21 protein-coding genes and 1 tRNA gene are annotated in these 21,269 nt (G+C 70.4%); 16 read left to right on the top strand and 6 right to left on the bottom strand.

Going from position 1 to position 21,269, the window contains the following annotated elements; translation table 11 throughout:
• Positions 1 to 5 precede the first annotated feature (5 nt).
• Positions 6 to 608 carry a class I SAM-dependent methyltransferase gene (locus ABT137_RS21225; RefSeq protein ID WP_351711051.1) on the top strand — a complete coding sequence of 201 codons (603 nt, stop codon included), beginning with the start codon at positions 6 to 8 and terminating at the stop codon, positions 606 to 608.
• A gap of 63 nt (positions 609 to 671) precedes the next feature.
• On the opposite strand, the gene ABT137_RS21220 is transcribed toward ABT137_RS21225, so the two are convergent.
• Positions 672 to 914 carry a mycoredoxin gene (locus tag ABT137_RS21220; RefSeq protein WP_351711049.1) on the bottom strand — a complete coding sequence of 81 codons (243 nt, stop codon included), beginning with the start codon at positions 912 to 914 and terminating at the stop codon, positions 672 to 674.
• A 176-nt stretch (positions 915 to 1,090) separates the two neighbouring features.
• Here ABT137_RS21220 and ABT137_RS21215 point away from each other — a divergent pair, with 176 nt between their 5' ends.
• The 5 genes from ABT137_RS21215 to ABT137_RS21195 all read left to right on the top strand — a co-directional run bounded on the left by ABT137_RS21215 (position 1,091) and on the right by ABT137_RS21195 (position 4,988).
• Positions 1,091 to 3,286 (top strand): ATP-dependent DNA helicase UvrD2, encoded by a 2,196-nt coding sequence (locus tag ABT137_RS21215; RefSeq protein WP_351711047.1) that lies wholly within the window; start codon positions 1,091 to 1,093, stop codon positions 3,284 to 3,286.
• A 164-nt stretch (positions 3,287 to 3,450) separates the two neighbouring features.
• Positions 3,451 to 3,774: a hypothetical protein gene (locus ABT137_RS21210; protein ID WP_351711045.1), complete on the top strand. Its 324-nt coding sequence runs from the start codon at positions 3,451 to 3,453 to the stop codon at positions 3,772 to 3,774.
• Positions 3,775 to 3,946: 172 nt separating this feature from the next.
• Positions 3,947 to 4,315: a WhiB family transcriptional regulator gene (locus tag ABT137_RS21205; RefSeq protein WP_010984500.1), complete on the top strand. Its 369-nt coding sequence runs from the start codon at positions 3,947 to 3,949 to the stop codon at positions 4,313 to 4,315.
• Positions 4,312 to 4,638: a putative WhiB-interacting protein gene (locus ABT137_RS21200; protein ID WP_351711043.1), complete on the top strand. Its 327-nt coding sequence runs from the start codon at positions 4,312 to 4,314 to the stop codon at positions 4,636 to 4,638. The genes ABT137_RS21205 and ABT137_RS21200 overlap by 4 nt, the downstream gene beginning before the upstream one ends.
• A 137-nt stretch (positions 4,639 to 4,775) precedes the next feature.
• Entirely contained in the window at positions 4,776 to 4,988 is a 213-nt protein-coding gene (locus tag ABT137_RS21195; protein WP_351711041.1) for a hypothetical protein, read from the top strand.
• Between the two features lie 10 nt (positions 4,989 to 4,998).
• On the opposite strand, the gene ABT137_RS21190 is transcribed toward ABT137_RS21195, so the two are convergent.
• Positions 4,999 to 6,450, bottom strand: a complete 1,452-nt coding sequence (locus ABT137_RS21190; RefSeq protein WP_351711039.1) for an ABC1 kinase family protein — start codon at positions 6,448 to 6,450, stop codon at positions 4,999 to 5,001.
• Complete coding sequence (locus tag ABT137_RS21185; protein ID WP_351711037.1) at positions 6,443 to 7,648, bottom strand: TOMM precursor leader peptide-binding protein; 1,206 nt, start codon at positions 7,646 to 7,648, stop codon at positions 6,443 to 6,445. Before ABT137_RS21185 ends, ABT137_RS21190 begins: the two co-directional genes overlap by 8 nt.
• A gap of 226 nt (positions 7,649 to 7,874) precedes the next feature.
• Between ABT137_RS21185 and ABT137_RS21180 the strand changes: the two genes are divergently transcribed.
• The 4 genes from ABT137_RS21180 to ABT137_RS21165 all read left to right on the top strand — a co-directional run bounded on the left by ABT137_RS21180 (position 7,875) and on the right by ABT137_RS21165 (position 11,732).
• Positions 7,875 to 8,471 carry a M48 metallopeptidase family protein gene (locus ABT137_RS21180; protein ID WP_351711035.1) on the top strand — a complete coding sequence of 199 codons (597 nt, stop codon included), beginning with the start codon at positions 7,875 to 7,877 and terminating at the stop codon, positions 8,469 to 8,471.
• A gap of 137 nt (positions 8,472 to 8,608) precedes the next feature.
• Positions 8,609 to 10,267, top strand: coding sequence for a TerD family protein (locus ABT137_RS21175; RefSeq protein WP_351711033.1), 1,659 nt, complete (start codon positions 8,609 to 8,611; stop codon positions 10,265 to 10,267).
• Positions 10,268 to 10,278: 11 nt separating this feature from the next.
• The gene (locus ABT137_RS21170) at positions 10,279 to 10,959 is read left to right on the top strand and encodes an AIM24 family protein (RefSeq protein WP_351711031.1); all 681 of its coding nucleotides are present in this window, start codon (positions 10,279 to 10,281) and stop codon (positions 10,957 to 10,959) included.
• Between the two features lie 17 nt (positions 10,960 to 10,976).
• The gene (locus ABT137_RS21165; protein ID WP_351711029.1) at positions 10,977 to 11,732 is read left to right on the top strand and encodes an AIM24 family protein; all 756 of its coding nucleotides are present in this window, start codon (positions 10,977 to 10,979) and stop codon (positions 11,730 to 11,732) included.
• Between the two features lie 84 nt (positions 11,733 to 11,816).
• Here the strand turns inward: ABT137_RS21165 and ABT137_RS21160 are convergent, their stop codons facing one another.
• Both ABT137_RS21160 and ABT137_RS21155 read right to left on the bottom strand, forming a co-directional pair.
• Complete coding sequence (locus tag ABT137_RS21160) at positions 11,817 to 12,338, bottom strand: NUDIX hydrolase (RefSeq protein ID WP_351711027.1); 522 nt, start codon at positions 12,336 to 12,338, stop codon at positions 11,817 to 11,819.
• Entirely contained in the window at positions 12,335 to 13,777 is a 1,443-nt protein-coding gene (locus ABT137_RS21155) for a zinc-dependent metalloprotease (protein WP_351711025.1), read from the bottom strand. The genes ABT137_RS21160 and ABT137_RS21155 overlap by 4 nt, the downstream gene beginning before the upstream one ends.
• Before the next feature lie 192 nt (positions 13,778 to 13,969).
• Here ABT137_RS21155 and ABT137_RS21150 point away from each other — a divergent pair, with 192 nt between their 5' ends.
• From ABT137_RS21150 to ABT137_RS21135, 4 genes are all read left to right on the top strand, one after another.
• Positions 13,970 to 15,082 (top strand): SDR family oxidoreductase, encoded by a 1,113-nt coding sequence (locus ABT137_RS21150; RefSeq protein WP_351711023.1) that lies wholly within the window; start codon positions 13,970 to 13,972, stop codon positions 15,080 to 15,082.
• Between the two features lie 331 nt (positions 15,083 to 15,413).
• Positions 15,414 to 15,875 (top strand): molybdenum cofactor biosynthesis protein MoaE, encoded by a 462-nt coding sequence (locus ABT137_RS21145; protein ID WP_351711021.1) that lies wholly within the window; start codon positions 15,414 to 15,416, stop codon positions 15,873 to 15,875.
• Between the two features lie 117 nt (positions 15,876 to 15,992).
• The gene (locus ABT137_RS21140; RefSeq protein WP_351711019.1) at positions 15,993 to 16,157 is read left to right on the top strand and encodes a hypothetical protein; all 165 of its coding nucleotides are present in this window, start codon (positions 15,993 to 15,995) and stop codon (positions 16,155 to 16,157) included.
• A gap of 80 nt (positions 16,158 to 16,237) precedes the next feature.
• Positions 16,238 to 17,335 (top strand): YlbL family protein, encoded by a 1,098-nt coding sequence (locus ABT137_RS21135; protein ID WP_351711017.1) that lies wholly within the window; start codon positions 16,238 to 16,240, stop codon positions 17,333 to 17,335.
• An 81-nt stretch (positions 17,336 to 17,416) separates the two neighbouring features.
• Here the strand turns inward: ABT137_RS21135 and ABT137_RS21130 are convergent, their stop codons facing one another.
• Positions 17,417 to 17,959: a PPA1309 family protein gene (locus ABT137_RS21130; RefSeq protein WP_351711015.1), complete on the bottom strand. Its 543-nt coding sequence runs from the start codon at positions 17,957 to 17,959 to the stop codon at positions 17,417 to 17,419.
• 187 nt (positions 17,960 to 18,146) lie between these two features.
• On the opposite strand from ABT137_RS21130, the gene ABT137_RS21125 reads away from it, so the two are divergent.
• Entirely contained in the window at positions 18,147 to 21,125 is a 2,979-nt protein-coding gene (locus ABT137_RS21125) for a UPF0182 family membrane protein (protein WP_351711357.1), read from the top strand.
• Positions 21,126 to 21,179: 54 nt separating this feature from the next.
• Positions 21,180 to 21,253: transfer RNA gene (locus ABT137_RS21120), tRNA-Met, on the top strand.
• Positions 21,254 to 21,269 lie beyond the last annotated feature (16 nt).

The raw sequence follows: 21,269 nt of genomic DNA, 5'->3' as shown, positions 1-21,269 counted from the left end.
CCGTCATGACCGCAGAGGAGTACTGGAACCACAACGTCCACTACCACCCCGTGGTACTGGACGCGGTGCCGCACGGCTGCCGCGCCGCCCTGGACGTCGGCTGCGGCGACGGCCTGCTCGCCGCCAAGCTCGCGGCCAGGGCCGAGTCGGTGACCGGCGTGGACCGGTCGGCGGAGATGATCAGGAAGGCGCGGAAGCGGGACGTCGGGAACGTCACCCTCGTCGAGGGCGACTACCTCGACGGGGCCGCCCTCGACGAGGAGGGCTACGACTTCGTCAGCGCGGTCGCCGTCATCCACCACGCCCCCTTCGACGACGCGATCGACCGACTGGTGGGGCTGCTCGCACCCGGCGGCCGGCTGGTCGTCGTCGGCCTGGCCCACAACCACACCCTGCTGGACTGGGTCATCAGCGGCTGCGGGGTCCCCGCGAGCCTGCTGACCGCGCGCCGGCACGGTGGCAAACGGGGCCCCGCCGACATGCCCGTCGAGGACCCGATCATGACCTGGCGAGAAGTCCGGCAGTCCACCGCACATCTGCTCCCCGGGCGCCGGTTCCGGCGCCGGTTGCTGTGGCGCTACACGCTGGTGTGGGACAAGCCGGTCTGAACCGGTCTGAACATACGAAAGCGGCCCCTGAAACGAGCCAGGGGCCGCTGCGTGCCGGGAAACCTACGCGCTGATCTTCTGCTTCACCTGGGCCAGCGACGGGTTCGTCAGCGTCGAGCCGTCGGCGAAGAGCACCGTGGGGACCGTCTGGTTTCCGCCATTCGCCTTCTCCACGAATACGGCCGACTCCGGGTCCTGCTCGATGTTGATCTCGGTGTACGCGATGCCCTCGCGGTCCAGCTGGCTCTTCAGCCGGCGGCAGTAGCCGCACCACGTGGTGCTGTACATCGTCACAGTGCCCTGCATCTCGCTCGCACTCCTTCGGCAGGTCGGGGAAGTTCGTCCAGGGAAGGAACGTACGCGACCCGCCCGCCATTCCCGCAGCACGGGCCCGAGGGACGCCTGCCGCATTAGTACGACTGCGCGGGGCCGCCTGTGGACAACCGGCACAGCCGTCTCCGGCGACCTGGCAGCATGGCCATGTGACAGCAGCAACGCACTCCTCCCTCTTCCCGCCGGTACCGGACTCTGCCGACGCGGTGCTCGAAGGGCTCGACCCCGAGCAGCGCGCGGTGGCGACCGCCCTGCACGGTCCGGTGTGCGTGCTGGCCGGAGCCGGTACCGGCAAGACCCGGGCGATCACCCACCGGATCGCCTACGGGGTGCGGGCCGGCATCCTCCACCCGTCCAGCGTGCTCGCCGTCACCTTCACCAACCGCGCCGCCGGGGAGATGCGCGGCCGGCTGCGCCAGCTCGGCGCCCAGGGGGTACAGGCCCGCACCTTCCACTCGGCCGCGCTGCGTCAGCTCCAGTTCTTCTGGCCGAAAGCGATCGGTGGCTCCCTGCCCCGGCTCGTCGACCGCAAGATCCAGCTCGTCGCCGACGCGGCCGCCGCCTGCCGCATCCGCCTCGACCGGGGCGAGCTGCGGGACGTCACCGCCGAGATCGAGTGGTCCAAGGTCACCCAGACCGTCCCCGCCGACTACCCCCTTGCAGCTGTGAAGGCCGGCCGGGAAGCCCCCCGCGACCCGGCCGAGATCGCCCAGCTCTACTCGGCGTACGAGAACCTCAAGCGTGACCGCACGGTCATCGACTTCGAGGACGTCCTGCTGCTGACCGTCGGCATCCTGCAGGACCGGCACGACATCGCCGACCAGGTCCGCGCCCAGTACCAGCACTTCGTCGTCGACGAGTACCAGGACGTCAGCCCGCTCCAGCAGCGGCTGCTGGACCTGTGGCTCGGCGACCGCGACAGCCTGTGCGTCGTCGGCGACGCCAGCCAGACCATCTACTCGTTCACGGGAGCAACCCCCGACCACCTGCTCGACTTCCGCACCCGCCACCCCGGGGCGACCGTGGTCAAGCTGGTCCGCGACTACCGCTCCACACCCCAGGTCGTCCACCTCGCCAACGGGCTGCTGGCCCAGGCCCGAGGCCGGGCCGCCGACCACCGCCTGGAGCTGATCTCCCAGCGCCCCGCCGGGCCCGAGCCCGTCTACACCGAGTACACCGACGAGCCCGCCGAGGCCGAGGGTGCCGCCCGCTGCATCCGGGAACTCGTCGACGCCGGGGTCCCGGCCGCCGAGATCGCCATCCTCTTCCGGACGAACTCCCAGTCCGAGACCTACGAGCAGGCTCTCGCCGACGCCGGGGTGCCCTACCAGCTGCGCGGCGCCGAGCGGTTCTTCGACCGGCCCGAGGTGCGCAAGGCGGGCGTGGCCCTGCGCGCGGCGGCCCGCTTCGGCGGCAACGACGCGCTGCTCGACGACACCGTGGACCTGCCCTCCCAGGTGCGCGCCGTCCTCTCCGGGGAGGGCTGGACGACCGAGCCCCCGGCCGGCTCCGGAGCGGTCCGGGAGCGCTGGGAGTCGCTGGCCGCCCTGGTCAACCTCGCTCACGACGTCGCCGCCGCCCGGCCCGCCGCCACCCTCGCCGACTTCGTCGCGGAACTCGACGAGCGCGCGGGCGCCCAGCACGCCCCGACCGTCCAGGGCGTCACCCTCGCCTCCCTGCACTCGGCGAAGGGCCTGGAGTGGGACGTCGTCTTCCTGGTCGGCGTCGCCGAGGGCATGATGCCGATCACCTACGCGAAGACCGACGAACAGATCGAGGAGGAACGCCGTCTCCTCTACGTCGGCGTGACCCGCGCCAGGGAACGGCTCCACGTCTCCTGGTCCCTCTCCCGCACCCCCGGCGGCAGACCCGGCCGCAGGCCCAGTCACTTCCTGGACGGTCTGCGCCCCGGCTCCACCGGCACCGTCGGCCGTGCGGGCGGCACCGGTGGCGGAGGTGTCGAACGCGGCTTCACCGGCGGCCCCGTGACCGCGCCCCGACGCACCCAGCGCAGCCCCGCCCGGTGCCGGGTCTGCGGACGCACGCTGACCGACGCCGGCGAGATGAAGCTGATGCGCTGCGACGGCTGCCCGTCCGACATGGACGAGGGCCTCTACGAGCGGCTGCGCGAATGGCGTGCCGACCAGGCCCGGCTCAGCGGCCAGCCCGCCTTCTGCGTCTTCACCGACAGGACGCTGATGGCCATCGCCGAGAGCGCTCCGGACGACGACCGCGAGCTGGCCCGCATCCCCGGTGTCGGCATGCGCAAGCTCAACCGTTACGGCGCCGATGTTCTGGCCATCTGCGCAGGCCAGGAGCCCGAGGGAGAAGAAGTGGGGGACTGATGCGAACTCGTCGAAAAAATAGTTTGCGCATGCCCCAGCAATCCCCATAGGTTCTAGGCACGGAAGCGGCGGCCTTCTCGAAGGCCCGGTTCCGTGTTGTACTTGCATATCCGAGCGGATCGGCTCAACGCCGGTCCCCTAGACGCCGAGAGGAGGCGAGTCCAGTGATCAGCATCAAGACCAGCAGCAACATCAGCGCGGCCAAAATGACCGATCTCTCGGCCGTCTCCGTGTGCATGCTCGGCGTCTCGAACCTGGGCACCGGTCTGTCCGGCATTCCTGCCGTGCGTCCGGCGTCCTCCGTTTCTCTCGCGGGTCTTCCCGTCCGTGAGCGCAATGAGCGACCGACGAAGGCACTGGAAGCAGTAGCGGCACAGGCACAGGCCTATGCCTTTACGGCAGCCGGTGCCGGAAGCCGGAAGCAGACGACGCAGCACCACCTGATGTGGGCCTTCCGTGGGCCAGAACCCTGGAGTGATCCAGCCTGATCGATCAGGCCGGCGCCTTCAGGGCCGCGGAACCCCATCCGGGATCCGCGGCCCTTCTGTTTTCCCCGAACGGGGAGAGCGGACCGAAGGGGCCTCGGGGCAAGAGCAGAACCCGGTACCAGCCGCCAACCGGTCCAACCCGACCGGCACGACCAGACGAGGAAGAACAGCCGTGCAACTCGAAGCGCACGCCCCGTCCGTACCGCCTTCCGAAACGATCCCCCCGCCCGGCCTCACGGAGGACTCCACCTTGATCCCGCTCACTGCGCTCACCGCGCTCGACGACGCCATCGAGAACCTCGGTGTACCCGTCCCCTGCCGCTCCTACGACCCGGAGGTCTTCTTCGCCGAGTCGCCGGCGGACGTCGAGTACGCCAAGTCCCTCTGCCGCACCTGCCCGCTGATCGAGGCCTGCCTCGCCGGGGCCAAGGAGCGGCGCGAGCCCTGGGGCGTCTGGGGTGGCGAGCTGTTCGTCCAGGGCGTCGTCGTCGCCCGGAAGCGGCCGCGTGGCCGCCCGCGCAAGAACCCGGTCACGGCATGAACATCCACGGAACGATCGACCGCCCCCTCACGCACGATCCCAAGAAGCAGGCCCCGATGAAGCCGTCCATCAGCGAGCCCGCAGGCTCCGCGATCCCAGACTTCACCACCGCCGGTACCGCCACCGGCTCGCGTCAGAACAGGACCCGAGAGATGCAACTCATCCCAGAAGCCCTGGCTCGTGCGCATATGCACGAGCGACTGCACGAGGCCGAGCAGGAACGCCGGGCCGTGCGCCTGGCGACCGCTCGCCGGATGCAGCGCCGGGCCGAGCGCGCCTCGATGCGTGCTCGCCGTGCGCTCGCCATGGCCGTGATGCAGTAACCCAGCACACCTGAAGCGGTGGCCTCCCGACCCCGGGAGGCGAAAGCTCCCCCGCGGGGGCCGGTCCGGCCGAACGGACCGGCCCCCGCGGTGCGTTGTGCCCGCCGATCCACCCGCGGCGGAGTTATCGTCACCGGGTGACGAGTCTTTCCGGCGGCAGTGATCACGGCGGCTCCGCCACGGAGCCCCACCCGCTCGCGTGCGCCCGCTGTGGCACCCCGGCCGACGGCCCCCCGCCCGTCACCTGGACCTGCTCCGTGGAGAACGGCGTCCGCCAGTTCCTCTGCGAGGCCTGCTCCAGGGACAACCTGAGAGCGATCGAGGGCCGGCTCGACTCGTCCTGGTGGTGAACACCGCTCCCTACTGCGCCTCCACGGCCGCCCCGGCCTCTGCCACTTCCCCCGCTTCTCCGCCCGCCACGACCTCTGCGGCCTCGCCGAGTTCTCCGAGTTCTTCGAGTTCTTCGAGTCCCTCGGGCTCCTCGGGCACGAACCCGGGCAGCCATGCCTCCAGTTCCTCCCGCAGCCGCACGGTCGCGCCCAGCTGGCACAGCACGCCGATGGTGCTCAGGGTCACCCGGTGTATCAGGAGGTAGGCCGGCGGCAGGTTGAGCTGCTTGCCCAGCTGGTGGGCGGGGTTGCGGGGGTCCGCGATGCGGGCCGCCTGGCTGCGCATCCAGTTGCGGGTGAAGGTGAACTCGTCGACCTGGGCCGGTTCGATGATCGGCAGCAGATAGTCCAGGACGGCGTCGGGATCCAGCTCTATGGACTCCTTGACGAACCCCTCCGCGCACAGCAGCTCGTAGACCGCCTCGGCGTCACCGTCCAGCGTCATCCGCAGAGAGTCGCCGATCGGGCTGGGCAGGCCGCCGGAGAGACGGTCGACGGTGCCGAAGTCCAGGACGCCGAGACGCCACTCCTCCTCGTCCTCCGGCTCACCGGGCAGCAGGCGGAAATTGCCGGGGTGCGGGTCGGCGTGGAGGAGGCCGGTGCGGGCCGGGCCCGAGAACAGGAAGCGGGCCAGGAGCTGACCGGCCCGGTCGCGCTGCTCCTGCGTACCCTCCGAGATGATCTCGGAGAGCGGTATTCCGTCGATCCACTCCGTGACCAGCACCTGGTCGCACTGGTGCACCACCGCCGGCACCACCACATCGGGGTCGCCCTCGAACTCCTCCGCGTGCGCCGCCTGGGCCTGCGCCTCCAGGGAGTAGTCCAGTTCCTCGGAGACCCGGTCGCGGAGCTCCGCGATCAGCGGCTTGATGTCCATACCGGGGATCAGTGGCCCCAACAGGCGGGCGAAGCGGCTCAGTTGCCCCAGGTCGGAGAGCAGGGCCTCGCCGGCTCCCGGGTACTGCACCTTGACCGCCACCGCCCGGCCGTCCTGCCACACCGCCCGGTGCACCTGACCGATCGAGGCCGCCGCCGAGGGCTTGTCCTCGAACTCCAGGAACAGCTCCCGCCAGTCCTCCCCGAGGCGCTGGGTGAGTACCGCGTGCACGGTGCGGGTCGGCATCGGCGGCGCGGCGTCCTGGAGTTTGGTGAGGGCCGCCCGGTAGGGGCCGGCGATCTCCTCCGGGAGGGCCGACTCGAAGACGGACATCGCCTGCCCGAACTTCATCGCCCCTCCCTTCAACTCGCCCAGCACCTTGAACAGTTGCTCCGCCGTGCGCTGTTGGAGCTCCCGGCCGACGATCTCCGCGGACTCGCCCACGATGCGCTTGCCCAGACCCCAGGTGGCCCGGCCGGCGAAGCCGAGCGGGAGTGCGGCGAGCTTGGCGGTCCGGGTGACCGCCTTCCGGGGAAGATCAGACATGCGCCCTCCAAGTCCCAGTCGGCCGTGCCGCGTCCGCGTGCCCTCGTCGCTCCGCCGACGGCCGTTGCACCACCATTGTCGCGTGTGGATCCCCGTTGGTTGAGGAGTGTTCCCCCTTAGCTTTCTCCGCCGCTCCGCACGGGCATGCGGGGTGCGGCCAGACCGGCCGCGCGTGCCAGTGCAGAACCGGTACGGACGCCTCCCAGCGCGCCCCCGCGACGGCAGGCGACTCCCCGTCGAGGAAGGCCAGGGCGTGCGCGGCGGCCAGCCCGGCCACGGCCGCCGCCAGCGTCTGATCACAGGCGCCCACCCGCCGCGCCTGCCCGGACCGCCACTGGGCGATCAGGCGCGGCCAGGCCGGATCCCGGTCCGTGCGGTGCTCGTGCAGACAGCGGGCGCAGCCCGTCCCGCCGGGCAGGACGAGGGGGCCGACCACGCCGGTGCCCTCCACGACACCCGTGTAGAGATGAGGGGTTCCCGAGGCCATGAGTGGCTCGGCGGCGCGCGCGTCCGGGGCGTGCACCAGGACGTCGTCGCGCGGGGCGATGATCACCAGCGCCAGGCCGGGCTCCGCCCCGGCCGGGTCCGGGCGGCGGGGCGGGCGGTCCGGGGCCGCCCGGCGGACGACTCTGCGCGCGGCCTCGGCACGGGTCTCGCCCACCGTCTCCGCCGGCAGCCCGCCCGGCGCCACGTCCCACGGCTGGACGCGGCCCACGTCCCGCACGTCGACCTCGCCGACGCCCGCGCCCGACAACAGCGCGGCCAGCGTGACCCCGACCCGGCCCGCGCCCTGCACCCGCACCCGCAGCGCCCGCCGGGCCGCCAGCCGGTCGATCGCGCCGCCCGGCTCCGGAGTGATCAGGGAGAGCGAGGCGAGATCCGGGCGCAGCCGCTCCAGCACCTCCTTCTTCTCGCGCAGGTCCTCCGCCGCAGGCCCGCCGCCCTGTGCGTCGTCCACCAGCCCGGCCCGGGACAGCCGCTCCACCAGCGCGTCGACATGGCCGTCCGGCAGGTCCATGCGCCGCCCCTCCTCGCGCAGCAGCTCCAGCCCCCGGGCGCCGTTGAGCAGGTCCAGGAAGCTCCCGGTCGCCGTGTCCATCGGCCCCAGTGTCATCGCGTGCGCGGGAGTCATCCCGAACTGCACGGTGTTGAGGTCGCGCCAGCCGCGCCGCAGCGCGGGCTTCACCAACGGATGCATGACAGGCCCCCGTAGCCGTCGAAAGGTCACAGAACGTCCCCGTGTGCCGGTGGAGCCGGTCCCGCTCCGCCGACGAGTGCCAGAATGCCGGTCCAGCCCGGCGGGCGGCGAAAGTTGTCCACAGGCGGTGAGTATTCGTCGTACAAATCAGACGCATGGTGGGGGATCGGCACCGAACCGTCCCGGACCCGGGACTTCCCCCATGTGCAGCGGGTAACGTCGGGGCGTGCCCGCCGACCCACTGCACCGCGCCGGAAAGCCACAGCGCAGCACGACGAGCCAGCCGCCCAGCGGCTTGGGGGCGAGCGCGATCGAGGTTCGCAGGAGCACCCGGCGCCGCCGGACCGTTTCTGCGTACCGCGAGGGCGATCGCACCGTCGTGCTGATCCCCGCCCGGATGTCCGAGGCGGAGGAGAAACGCTGGGTGACCGTCATGCTCAACAAACTCGCCGCCCAGGAGAGCAAGCGAGTGCTGGGCGACGCCGAACTGTCCGAGCGCGCCGAGCGGCTTTCGGCCCAGTACTTCGGCGGCCGGGCCCGCCCCGCCTCGGTGCGCTGGGTCACCAACCAGAACACCCGCTGGGGCTCGTGCACCCCGTCCGAGGGCAGCATCCGCCTCTCGCACCGGCTCCAGGGCATGCCCGAGTACGTCGTCGACTACGTGCTCTGCCACGAACTGGCGCATCTGCTGGTGCCGGGGCACGGCCCCCGGTTCTGGCGGCTGCTGGAGGCGTATCCGCGGACCGAGCGCGCCCGCGGCTACCTCGAAGGGGTGGTCGCGGCCGACCGGCTGCCCCACGTGCCCGGCGCGCGCGATGAGTGACACACCCCGGGAACGCTCCCTTCGGGATCGCTGAGCGCGGTTGTGTACCGGGTCTGTACCGACTTCTTCCGATGTCCGAGTTAGCCGTTAGCCTGGCGCGACGCACTCACATTCGGGATGGGGGACGGTCGTAACGCATGGCCAGGGAATTCCAACGCGGCCACAAGGCCAGGATCAGTGACCTCACGGCCGGCACGGATCTGTACGTAGGCGTGCAGATCTCCGGCCCCGGGCTGACCTTCGACATCAGCTGCTTCGGCCTCGACGCCGACGAACGGCTGTCGGACGACCGCTACTTCGTCTTCTTCAACCAGCCGAAGTCGCCCGAGGAGTCCATCCAGCTGCTGGGTACGCAGGCGGGCGACACGGAGTCGTTCCGGATCACGCTGGACCGGATCCCGCCGCAGATCCAGAAGCTGGCGTTCACGGCGACCATCGACGGCGCCGGGCAGATGTCTCAGGTCGCGCCCGGATACATCCGGATCGTCGCGGGCGGCGAGGAGGTGGCCCGGTACTCCTTCAACGGCTCGGAGTTCTCCACCGAGCGTGCCGTGATGCTCGGCGACTTCTACCTCAAGGACGTGTGGCGCTTCGCCGCCGTCGGCCAGGGCTTCGACGGTGGTCTGGAGGCGCTGCTGAAGAACTTCGGCGGCGAGGTGATGGAGGAGGAGGCGCCCGCCGCGCCCGAGCCGCAGCCGGCGCAGGCCGGGCCCGCGCCCGGATTCGCGCCGCCCGCGTTCGCCGCCCCGCCCGCCCCGGCGCCCGCGCCGGCTGCCCCACCCGCTCCCCAGGGCTTCACCCCGCCTCCGGCCCCCGGTCCCGTGCCGGCCCCGAACATGCACGGCGCGCCCACCGTCATCGCCCCGATGACCCCGCCCGTCGGCGGCACCGTGCCGCCCCCGGCCCCGGCGCCCGCGCCCTACGGCCAGCCGCCCGCACCGGGTGCGCCCATGCCGCCGCCCGGCTACGGTCAGCCCCCGGCGCCCCCGCAGGCCCCGGGCCCGCCGCCCGGATACCCGCAGGCGCCCCAGGCCCCGACCCCGCCCCCGGGCTACGGCCAGCAGCCGCCGTTCGGTCAGGTCCCCGGGCAGGGGCAGCAGACCTACGCGGTCCCGCAGGGCGCTCCCCAGGGCGGTGCCGGTGTCGGTGCCGCGCTGCAGAAGTTCAAGGAGACGCCCACCGGGCAGCGCTGGACCCCGCAGAACAGCAAGCTCATCCGCGTCGACCTCGGGATGGGCGGGCAGCCGGTGCTGGCCCGGCAGGGCAGCATGGTGCTCTATCAGGGCAAGGTCGACTTCAGCTACAAGGGCGCCGGGTTCGCCGGCCGGATCGTGGGCAACGCCACCGGCCAGGAGATGCAGCTGATGCGCTGCACCGGTAACGGCCAGGTGTTCCTCGCCGAGAACTCCGCCCATCTGCACCCCATCGAGCTCCAGGGCGACGCGATCTGCGTCTCGGCCGAGAGCGTCCTCGCCTTCGACGAGGGCCTCCAGTACGAGGTCCGCCGGATCGAGGGGCACGGCATCCCCGGCGGCGCGCTGTTCACGATGCAGTTCCAGGGCACCGGCACGATCGTCGTCAAGACGCACGGCACGCCCGTCGTGCTGCCCGTGACGCCGACGACGTTCGCCGACTGCAACGCCGTGGTCGCCTGGTCCGCGGCCTCCCAGGTGATCGTCTCCAGCCAGGTGCGGATGCGCCGCAACGCCTACCCGGGCGACACCGGGGAGAGCGTCAACCTGCAGTTCCGGGGCGCGCCCGGCAACTTCATCGTGGTCCAGCCGTACGAGGTCTGAGGGAGCCCGTCATGAACCAGCCGCTCGCGGGCTACGCCCCCGCACCCGTCACCGCCCGCATGGAGAACCACGGCAACAACATGCTGAAGGTCGCCATGCAGACCGGAAGCGACCTCCTCGCGCGCGTGGGCTCGATGGTCGCCTACGAAGGCTTCATCCAGTACGAGCCCAACCCGCCGGCCGTCCGCCAGATCGCCAGAGACTGGATGACCGGCGAGGGCGCCCCCCTGATGAAGTGCTCCGGCGACGGCCTGCTCTACCTCGCCGACTACGGCGCCGACGTCGTCGTCATCAACCTCAACGGCGACGGCATCTCCGTCAACGCCACCAACCTGCTCGCCTTCGACGCGCATCTGACGTGGGGCGTGGAGCGGGTCAAGGGCCTGGCGAAGTTCGCCGGTCAGGGCCTGTGGAACACCAAGATCTCCGGGCAGGGCTGGGTCGCGCTGACCTCCCGGGGCAAGCCGATCGTCGTCGACTGCGGCGGCGGCGAGGACGAGACGTACGTCGACCCGGACGCGCTGGTCGCCTGGTCCCCGAACCTCAAGGTCAAGGGCAAGCGCAGCTTCAAGGCGCAGTCGCTGATCGGCCGGGGCAGCGGCGAGGCCTACCAGATGGCCTTCTCCGGTCAGGGCATCGTCGTCGTCCAGCCCAGCGAGGACAGCACCGACCGCCTCCGGTTCCGGGGCTGAGGGGGAGTCAGGAAACCATGCAGAGCCCGCTTTTCGCCTTCAACGACTCCCAGGCCCGGGACCGCTACAGCCTGCAGAACAAGCAGATGCTGCGGGTCGTCCTGGAGGGCCATGACGACATCCTCGCCCGCAAGGGCACCATGGTCGCCTACCAGGGGCTCGTCGAGTTCGACGCCGAGTACCAGGGCCACAACCAGGCACGCGCGCGTGCGTACACCGGCGAGGGCCTGGACCTGATGCGCTGCCACGGGCAGGGCACGGTCTACTTCGCCAACCTCGCCCAGCACATCCACGTCCTGGACGTCGAGCAGGACGGTCTGACCGTGGACAGCGGCTACGTCCTCGCCATGGACTCCTCGCTGCACTACGAGGTCGTCGCCGTCGACAGCCTCTACGGCATCTCCGGGTCCGGGAAGTACCAGCTCAACATCACAGGACGCGGTCAGGTCGCCCTGATGACCTCGGGCGCGCCGCTGCTCATGCAGGTCACGCCCGACAAGTACGTGAACTGCGACGCAGACGCGATCGTCGCCTGGTCCACCGGGCTGCGGGTCCAGATGCAGGCCCAGACGCATTCCTCGGGTGTGTGGCGGCGCCGGGGCAGCACCGGGGAGGGCTGGGAGCTGAGCTTTATGGGAAGTGGCTTCGCGTTGGTCCAGCCGAGTGAACTGCTGCCGCCGCAGCACGCCCAGATCGGTCAGGGCGTCGCCGCCCAGTTCGGCATGGGCCAGCAGGGAGCGCGCGGGATGAACCAGGGCAACGTCTGGAGCTGAGGGCAGCGAAGACCCGCAAAGTAAGGGGCGCCGGCCATGGGCGGGCGCCCCTTACACATGCGTCGATGTCTCTGAAATCCCAGGTCAGAGCCGCGCGCGTGTCCCTTTCAGCAGCCGTACGACCGAGTCGTCGGCGGCCTCGGGTACCTCGTCGTAGGCGAACCAGCGCAGGTCGAGGGACTCGTCGCTGATCGTGTGGGCGGCGCCGCGCGGGGCGAGGGCCGCGTACTGGACGTCGAAGTGCCAGTGGCAGGGCGCCGGGATCGGGTGCCGGTCCAGGCGGACCGGGCCGCCCGGCAGCAGCGTCAGCCCGGGGATGCCGGACTCCTCGGCCGCCTCCCGCAGCGCAGCGGCCGCCAGTGTGGTGTCGCCGGGCTCGCAGTGGCCGCCCATCTGCAGCCACATCCGCAGCTTCCGGTGCAGGGTCAGCAGCACCCGCCCGTGCTCGGGGTCGACGACCAGCGCGCTCGCCGTGACATGGCCGGCGTGACAGGCCTTCCACATGCCGTCCGGGTGTGCCGCGAGGTGGTCCAGGTAGGTCTGGCGCAGCTCGTCCTGGCCCTCGTACCCCTTGAGAACGAGGACCGCGTCGTCGTACAGGCTCACTCGGTGTCGTCGCCCTGTTCCTGGTCGCCCTTGTCCTGGGCGTCCTTCTTGCGCAGGTCGGGCTTCTGCGCGGCCTCGCCGAGCATCTTGTCCAGCTCGGAGAAGTCCAGCTGCTCGCGGTGCACGAAGCCGTCCGGGTCGTCCAGGTCGGACGCCGTCGGCAGCATGTCCGGGTGCGCCCACAGGGCGTCCCGGCCGTCGACACCGCGCGCGTCCGTGAGCGAGGCCCACAGGCGGGAGGCGTCGCGCAGGCGGCGCGGGCGCAGCTCCAGGCCGATCAGGGTGGCGAAGGTCTGCTCCGCGGGGCCGCCCGTGGCCCGGCGGCGGCGCAGGGTCTCGCGCAGCGCGTCGGCGGACGACAGACGCGGCTTGGCGGCCGCGTGGACCACCGCGTCGACCCAGCCCTCGACGAGCGCCAGAGCCGTCTCCAGACGGGCCAGGGCGGCCTTCTGCTCGGGCGTGTCCTCCGGCTGGAACATGCCCTGCTGAAGGGCGTCCTGGAGCTGCTCGGGGTTCTGCGGGTCGAACTGGCCGACCACGTCCTCCAGCTTGGCCGTGTCGACCTTGATGCCGCGGGCGTACCCGTCGACCGCCCCGAACAGGTGCGAGCGCAGCCACGGCACGTGCGCGAACAGGCGCTGGTGGGCCGCCTCGCGCAGGGCGAGATACAGCCGTACCTCCTCCTTCGGCACGCCGAGGTCCTTGCCGAACGCCTCGATGTTCACCGGCAGCAGCGCGGCCTTGCCGGCCGGGCTCAGCGGCAGGCCGATGTCGGTCGAACCGACGACCTCGCCCGCGAGCACGCCCACGGCCTGCCCGATCTGGGTGCCGAACATGGCGCCGCCCATCGAGCGCATCATGCCGATCAGCGGGCCCGCCATGGCCTGCATCTCCTCCGGCAGGACGTCGCCCATCGCGGCGCCGACCCGCTCGGCGACCGGGTCGACCAGCTCCTGCCAGGCGGGCAGCGTCGCCTCGACCCACTCCGCGCGCGACCACGCCACGGCCGAACCGGAACCCGACGGCAGTGACGTCGCGTCGTCCAGCCACAGGTCGGCCAGCCGGACGGCCTCCTGGACCGCGGTGCGCTCGGCGGGACCGACGCTCGCGTCCTTGACGCCGTCCGAGGTGCCCTGGGAGACCGTCTGGCGGGCGATCTGCTTGGCCATGTCCCAGTTCACCGGGCCGCCCTCGTACGAGAGCATCTGGCCCAGCTGCTGGAAGGCCGCGCCCAGGTCGGTGGGGTTCAGCGAACCGAACATGGCAGCGAACGGATTGTCGGCGCCGGGGCTGCCGAAGCCACCGGCTCCGGGTGTGCCGAAACCGAACGGGTTGGCCGGTCCCTGCCCACCACCGCTCTGCTGGTCCTTCTTCTTGCCCTCGTCGCCGTCTTCCGGCTCCTCCGGCGGAAGGCCGAAACCGAATGGGGTGTCACTCACGGGAATCCTCGGCTGGTAAGGCCACCGGTTCTCTCCGGCGGCGCGGCTGCCCGACAACACCACCCAGCGTAGACACCCCGACCCGATCGGGCCTCGGTGCTTCGCCGACAGTCGGCCTGCGGCAGGATGGATGCCACCTGGTACGTACGCGTCACTCACGCTCGTACTGAAGACAACCGCTGGAGACGCCCGGTGAGTTCCCCAGATCCGCAGGTTCGCGCAGCGCGAAACCACTCAACCCCTCCCGCGGTGCGCGGGCCCGTCGTCGCCGTCACCGGCGCCGCGACCGGGGTCGGCGCGCTGCTCACCGAGCGGCTGGCCGCGTCCCCGGAGGTCAGGCAGGTCATCGCCATCGACGAGCGGCGCGGAGAGTGCGCGGACGCCCAGTGGCACATCCTCGACGTACGGGATCCGGCCATCGCGGACAAGCTGCGCGGGGCCGATGTGGTGGTGCACCTCGCGCTCGACCTGGACCTGGAGACCGATCCGGCGGCGCGCACCGCCTACAACGTGCGCGGGACGCAGACCGTGCTGACCGCGGCTGCCGCGGCCGGCGTGCACCGCGTGGTGCTGTGCACCTCCGCGATGGTCTACGGCGCGCTTCCGGACAACGAGCTGCCGTTGTCGGAGGACGCGGAGTTGCGCGCCACCGCGGAGGCCACCGGCGTGGGCGACCTGCTGGAGATCGAGCGGCTCGCGCGCCGGGCGCCCCGCGCGCATCCCGGGCTCAACGTCACCGTCGTGCGCCCCGCGGTGCTGGTCGGGGGGACGGACACCGCGCTGACCAGGTACTTCGAGTCTCCTCGGTTGCTTGTCGTCGCGGGGTCGCGGCCTGCCTGGCAGTTCTGCCATGTCGAGGATCTGTGCAGCGCGCTGGAGTACGCCGTCCTGGAGAAGGTCGACGGGGAACTCGCCGTCGGGTGCGACGGGTGGCTGGAGCAGGAGGAGGTCGAGGAGCTCAGCGGGACCCGGCGGATGGAACTGCCGTCGGCGGTGGCGCTGGGGGCGGCGGCCCGGCTGCACCGGATCGGGCTGACGCCGTCGCCGGCCGGTGATCTCGCGTACACGATGTATCCGTGGGTGGTGAGCGGGAGCCGGCTGCATGATGCCGGGTGGCGGCCGGGGTGGACGAACGAGGAGGTGCTGGCCGAGTTGCTGGAGGAGGTGGCTGGGCGGCACACGGTGGTGGGGCGGCGGCTGGGGCGCAAGGACGCGACGGCGGCGGGGGCTGCGGGGGCGACGGTGGCGTTGCTGGGCGCGGCGGCTGTGGTGCGGCGGGCGCGGAAGGCTCGGCGGCGGATCTGAGGGGGGTCACTCTGAGGGGGTGTCGCCCCCGCCGCCCCTACCCGTCCCGTCCTCCAGGGGGTGTGCCCCCTTCGACCCCCCGGTTGCGGCCGTCCGATTCGGGGGCTGCCGCCCCCGGACCCCCGCTTCGGCCTGAACGGCCTCGTCCTCAAACTCCCCCAGAGGGGGTACCCCCAGACGGGCTGGATTGGGTGCGGACCGGCTCGAGTCCTCGGACACCGGACGGGCTGGATGTGAGTGCCGACGCTGTAGGAGTCTCCAAAGCAGCACACGCGTGTGCCTGGTGTTGGTCGTATTCCGTGTGGCCGTGGGCGTGCGGCACGATGGGGGTATGACTGCTGTGAGTGATCATCCTGGGGAGCGGGGCGCTGACGATCCCGTGAAGCTGATCGGGATTCGGGAGAGTGCGCTCTCCTTGGACGAGGTCTTCGCGGCGGTGGGGGACGACGCGGCCGGTGGGATCGCGCTGTTCGTGGGGACGGTGCGGAACCACGACGGGGGCGCCGATGTGGACGCGCTCGGCTATTCGTGTCACCCCAGTGCCGAGGCCGAGATGCGGCGGATCGCCGAGAAGGTCGTCGCCGAGTACCCGGTGCGGGCGCTGGCCGCCGTGCATCGGGTGGGGGACCTGCGGGTGGGTGATCTCGCCGTGGTCGTCGGTGTGTCGTGTCCGCATCGGGGGGACGCCTTCGAAGCTTGTCGAAAGCTGATCGACGACCTCAAGCACGAGGTGCCCATCTGGAAGCACCAGAAGTTCTCGGATGGGACGGAGGAATGGGTCGGGGCCTGCTGAAGGGCCCCTGTCCGGCCTCCGCTTGCGTAACCGAACCCCTCGCGTGAGCGTTGTCAGTGCGGGTGATTAATCTGCTGATCAGTCAGTCGCGGACGCTCACGGGGTTGGGAGGTCGGCATGGCGGCGCTCGTCTGGTTGCTGATTCCGCTTGTGGTGGCGGTCGGTGCCGGTGTGTGGGGCAGCTGGGCCAACAGGACCAGGAGAGCGCGCAGCGACGGGCCGGAACTCGACGGGTACGCGCGCTTCCGCGAGGCCATGGAGAAGTCCCGCTCGGGCAGCTGAGGGCAGCCGTGCGCAGCCGGGGCGCGTGCGACGGGTGGCCCTGACGGTGCGCTGACAGACCCGTCCCGTACTGTCTTCGCATGCCACGCCGCACCGCGACGATGCTCGCCTCCACCCTGATGCTGATCGCGCTCCTGTGCGCCGGAGTGCTCATCAACGTGCCGTACTCGGAGATGTCTCCCGGCCCGACCGTGAACACGCTCGGGGACCACGACGGCGAGCCGGTGCTGCAGATCTCCGGTCACAGGATTTACGCGACCTCCGGGCACCTGAACATGACCACGGTGCGGGTCACCAGCGCCGACTACAAGATGAACCTCGTCGAGGCCGTCTACGGGTGGCTCTCGCACGACAACAAGGTCGTGCCGCACGACACGCTCTACCCGGACGGCAAGACGGAGCAGCAGTCCACCCAGGAGAACGCCGAGGAGTTCAGCCAGTCCCAGGAGAGCGCCAAGGTCGCCGCGCTGAAGGAGCTGGGCGTCCCGGTGAGGTCCTGGGTGATCGTCTCCACGGTCCTCAAGGGCTCGCCGGCCGAGGGCAAGCTGCACGCCGGTGACGTGATCAAGGCTGTCGACGGCACGGTGGTCAAGCAGCCGGCCGATGTCGCCACGCTGGTGACCAAGCACAAGCCGGGCCAGGACGTGGTCTTCACCGTCGTGCCGGCCAAGGAGCAGGCCGCCGCCGAGAAGGCGAACAAGACGGCCACCAAGACCGAGAAGGTCACGGTCACCACGACCACCTCCGACGACACCGGCGAGAAGCGTGCCATCGTCGGGATCTCCGCCGGGACCGATCACACGTTCCCGTTCTCCATCGACATCAAGCTCGCCGATGTCGGCGGACCGAGCGCGGGGCTGATGTTCTCGCTCGGCATCTACGACAAGCTCACCCCGGGCAGCCTCACGGGCGGCAAGTTCGTCGCCGGTACCGGCACGATCGACGACGCCGGCACGGTCGGCCCGATCGGCGGCATCTCGATGAAGACCATCGGCGCGCGCAGCAAGGGCGCCCAGTACTTCCTGACCCCGGCCGACAACTGCGCCGAGGCCGCCAAGGACACCCCGAGCGGGCTCACCCTCGTCAAGGTGAAGACCATCGACGACGCCCTCGGCGCCCTCAAGGACATCCGCAGCGGGGACACCGGCGCCCTGCCGAAGTGCACCACCAAGGGCTGAGAGGGCGTACACGCAGCCGGGGGCGCCCTTCCTGGCGAGGGGCGCCCCCGGTGCCGTGCGGTGTGCCGTCCGGCGACGGTCTCAGTCCTCGAACGTCGCCTTCAGCGCGTCCGCCAGGCCCGGGACCAGGTCGGGGCCGGTGAGTACCTCCGTCGGCGAGTCCTTCTCGCGCAGCCGTACCGCCGAGTCGCGGCTGCCGTCGCGCAGCACCGCGACGGTCATCCGGACCTCCTGGCGCTCGGGGTGGCTCGCCACCCACTTGGCCAGCTTCGCCTCGCTCAGCCCCTCGGGGACCTGGGACTCGGCGGACGGCGGCAGCATCAGCCGCTCCACGGTGAGCGCGCAGCCGACCACGGCGTCCGGCCAGGCGATGGTGCCCAGGAACTCGTCCAGCGCCTTGGCCGTTGGCACTTCGTCCTGCTCGATCGGGGTGAGGCCGGTGGTCGCGGACTCGTCCTCCAGACCGAGCTGGGCGGCGAGAGCCGGTTCCTGGGCGCGCAGCCGTGCGGTGTCGACGAGGGCGAAGAGGCGAGCGGGCTGGTCCCAGCCGAGGCCGGAGGAGTACTCGTCGATCTCGAGTACGGCCCGGGTGAGTGGGTTCGCTGCCATGGGAGTGTTGGACATGGTCACAATCCTGCCTCGTTCATGGCCGGAATCGGGAACCGAGTAAGCCGTGAGTAAGTTGCATAGGTGTGGCCCCGCGATCACGGGGGGCCACGTCCGGCCCGCGAACAAGAGGGCCTGACGCAACAACAACGGATCAACAGCGGATCAAACAGCGAACTTCGAGGTGCGCACCTTGGCTTTCCAGATGCCGGACCGCGGCGGAGGCCCGACGGGGCCACGGATCAGAGCGACCGGACGTCCGTCCCGGCGGGTCCGGACCCTGCTCCTGACACTGGGCGTCCTTGCCGTGCTCGGCATGGCGTTCACGATGTTCGCGGGCTTCTGGACGGACTGGCTCTGGTACCGGTCGGTGCACTACTCCTCGGTGTTCACCACCACCCTGTGGACCAAGATCGGGCTGTTCTCCGTCTTCGGTCTGCTGATGGCGGCCGCGGTGGGCTTCAACATCTGGCTGGCGCACCGGCTGCGCCCCCCGCTGAGCGCCATGTCCATGGAGCAGCAGAGCCTCGACCGCTACCGGATGGGCATCGCGCCGTACAAGAAGTGGCTGCTGCTCGCGGTCACCGCGCTGGTCGGGCTGATCGCCGGCGCGTCCGCGGCCGGCCAATGGCGCACCTGGCTGATGTGGGTCAACGGCGTGCCCTTCCACCAGAAGGACCCGCAGTTCCACCTCGACGTCTCCTTCTACGCCTTCGACCTGCCCTGGTACCGCTTCCTGCTGGGCTTCGGCTTCGCCACCGCGATCCTCTCCCTGGTCGCCTCCGCGCTCACCCACTACCTGTACGGCGGGCTCCGGGTCACCAGCCCCGGCGCGCGCGCCACCGGTGCCGCGACCGGCCACCTCTCGGTGCTGCTCGGCCTCTTCGTCGCCCTCAAGGCGGTCGCCTACTGGCTCGACCGCTACGGACTGGCCGTCAAGTCCAGCGACTTCAAGGCCACCGGCAACTGGACCGGTCTCCGGTACGTCGACGCGAACGCCTATCTGCCGGCCAAGACGATCCTGTTCTGCATCGCGGTCATCTGCGCGCTGCTGTTCTTCGCCACCCTGTGGCGGCGCACCTGGCAGTTGCCCGTCATCGGCTTCGGCCTGATGGTCCTGTCCGCGATCCTGATCGGCGGCCTCTACCCGGCGATCGTCCAGAAGTTCCAGGTCCAGCCCAACGAGCAGGCCAAGGAAGCCCCGTACGTCCAGAAGAACCTCAAGGCGACCCGCGAGGCGTACGGCATCGACGACACCCAGGTCACCGAGTACACGGGCAAGAGCACCACCACGGACAAGACCAAGCTCCGGGACGACGTCGACTCCACGGCGAGCATCCGGATCATGGATCCGAACATCGTGTCGCCCACGTTCCAGCAGCTCCAGCAGATGCGGAACTACTACGCGTTCCCGACCAATCTGGACGTGGACCGGTACCCCAAGGACGGCAAGGTCCAGGACACCGTCATCGGTCTGCGCGAGCTGAACCTGGCCGGCATCCCGAAGAACAACTGGATCAACGACCACTTCCGTTACACCCACGGCTACGGCGTGGTCGCCGCCAAGGGCACCGAGGCCGACAACCAGGGGCAGCCGGTCTTCACCGAGTCCGACCTGCCCTCCTCGGGTGACCTCGGCACGTACCAGCAGCGCGTCTACTACGGCGAGAAGACGACCACGTACTCGATCGTCGGCGGTCCCCAGAAGGAGATCGACTACTCCGACAACAGCGGCGAGGAGACCACCAGCTACCAGGGCAAGAGCGGGGTCAGCCTCTCCAGCCCCGTCAACCGTGCCGCGTACGCGGTGGCCTTCAACGAGCCGCAGATCCTCTACTCCGGCGCGATCGGCAAGGGATCGCGGATCCTGTACAATCGCACGCCCAAGGAGCGCGTCGAGGCGGTCGCCCCCTGGCTGACCATCGACGGTGACGCCTACCCGGCCGTGGTGAAGGGCCGTATCCAGTGGATCGTCGACGCCTACACGACGTCGAACGGCTATCCCTACGCCTCCCGGACGACCCTCGGTGACACCACCGCCGACTCGCTGACCGCGACCAACAACTCGCGCGCGGTGGTCGCCCAGCAGAACCAGGTCAACTACATCCGCAATTCGGTGAAGGCGACCGTCGACGCGTACACCGGCGCGGTCAAGCTCTACCAGTGGGACACCGAGGACCCGGTGCTGAAGACCTGGATGAAGGCCTTCCCCGGCACGGTGCAGCCGAAGAGCGCCATCTCGCAGGACCTGATGGACCATCTCCGGTACCCGCAGGACCTGTTCAAGGTGCAGCGCGAGCTGCTCACCCGCTACCACGTGACGGACGCCCAGACGTTCCTGACCGGCAGCGAGGTGTGGCAGGTGCCCGACGACCCGACCAACAACTCGGGCGACGCGGTGCCGCCGTACTACCTGAGCATGAAGATGCCCGACCAGAGCGCGCAGGCGTTCTCGCTGTCGACGACGTTCACGCCCAACGGCCGGGACAACCTCAGTGCGTTCATGTCGGTCGACTCCGAGGCGGGTTCCAAGGACTACGGCAAGATCAGAATCCTGAAACTGCCGACCAGTACGACCGTCGACGGACCCAAACAGGTCCAGGGCAAGTTCAACTCCGAACAGGAAATCGCCGCCGCCATCAAACTCCTCAAGGGCGGCGACTCCGACGTCGAGTACGGCAATCTGCTGACCGTGCCACTGGACGGGGGCCTGCTGTACGCGGAACCGGTCTACGTACGCGGCGCCGGGGTCAAGTACCCCTTCCTGCGCAAGGTGTTGGTGACCTACGAGGGCAAGACCGCCTTCGAGAACACCCTCGACGAGGCGCTGGACAAGGTGTTCGGGACGAACAGTTCGGACACGGGATCCTCGGACACCGGGACGACTTCACCGCCGACGTCGTCCGGCAACCCCACCGTTCAAGAGGCGCTGAACGACGCACAGAAGGCCTTCGAGGCGGGCCAGGAGGCCCTGAAGAAGGGCGACTGGACGGCGTACGGCAAGGCGCAGGACGAACTGCAGGACGCGCTGAAGCGGGCCGAGGAGGCGCAGGCGAAGGCCGACAAGACCAGCGGTGGCGGTGCGACGGCGAGCGGCAGTCCGAGTCCGAGTCCGAGTCCGAGAGCGAGTGCAAGCGCCAGTAGCAGTCCGAGTCCCAGCGGGAGCTCCAGCCCGAGCGGGTGACCCCAGGCTGGTGATCAAGCCCGCCCGCGCCGTGATACGGTTTGAACACAACGGCGCGGGGTGGAGCAGCTCGGTAGCTCGCTGGGCTCATAACCCAGAGGTCGCAGGTTCAAATCCTGTCCCCGCTACTGAAGTCGAAGGCCC

Origin of the sequence: Streptomyces sp. NPDC001980 (genome assembly GCF_040296885.1) — a bacterium.
In the GTDB taxonomy this organism is placed as follows: Bacteria; Actinomycetota; Actinomycetes; order Streptomycetales; family Streptomycetaceae; genus Streptomyces.
The sequence above is the reverse complement of the archived record's forward strand: the minus strand, read 5'-3'. Positions and strand labels throughout refer to the sequence as shown.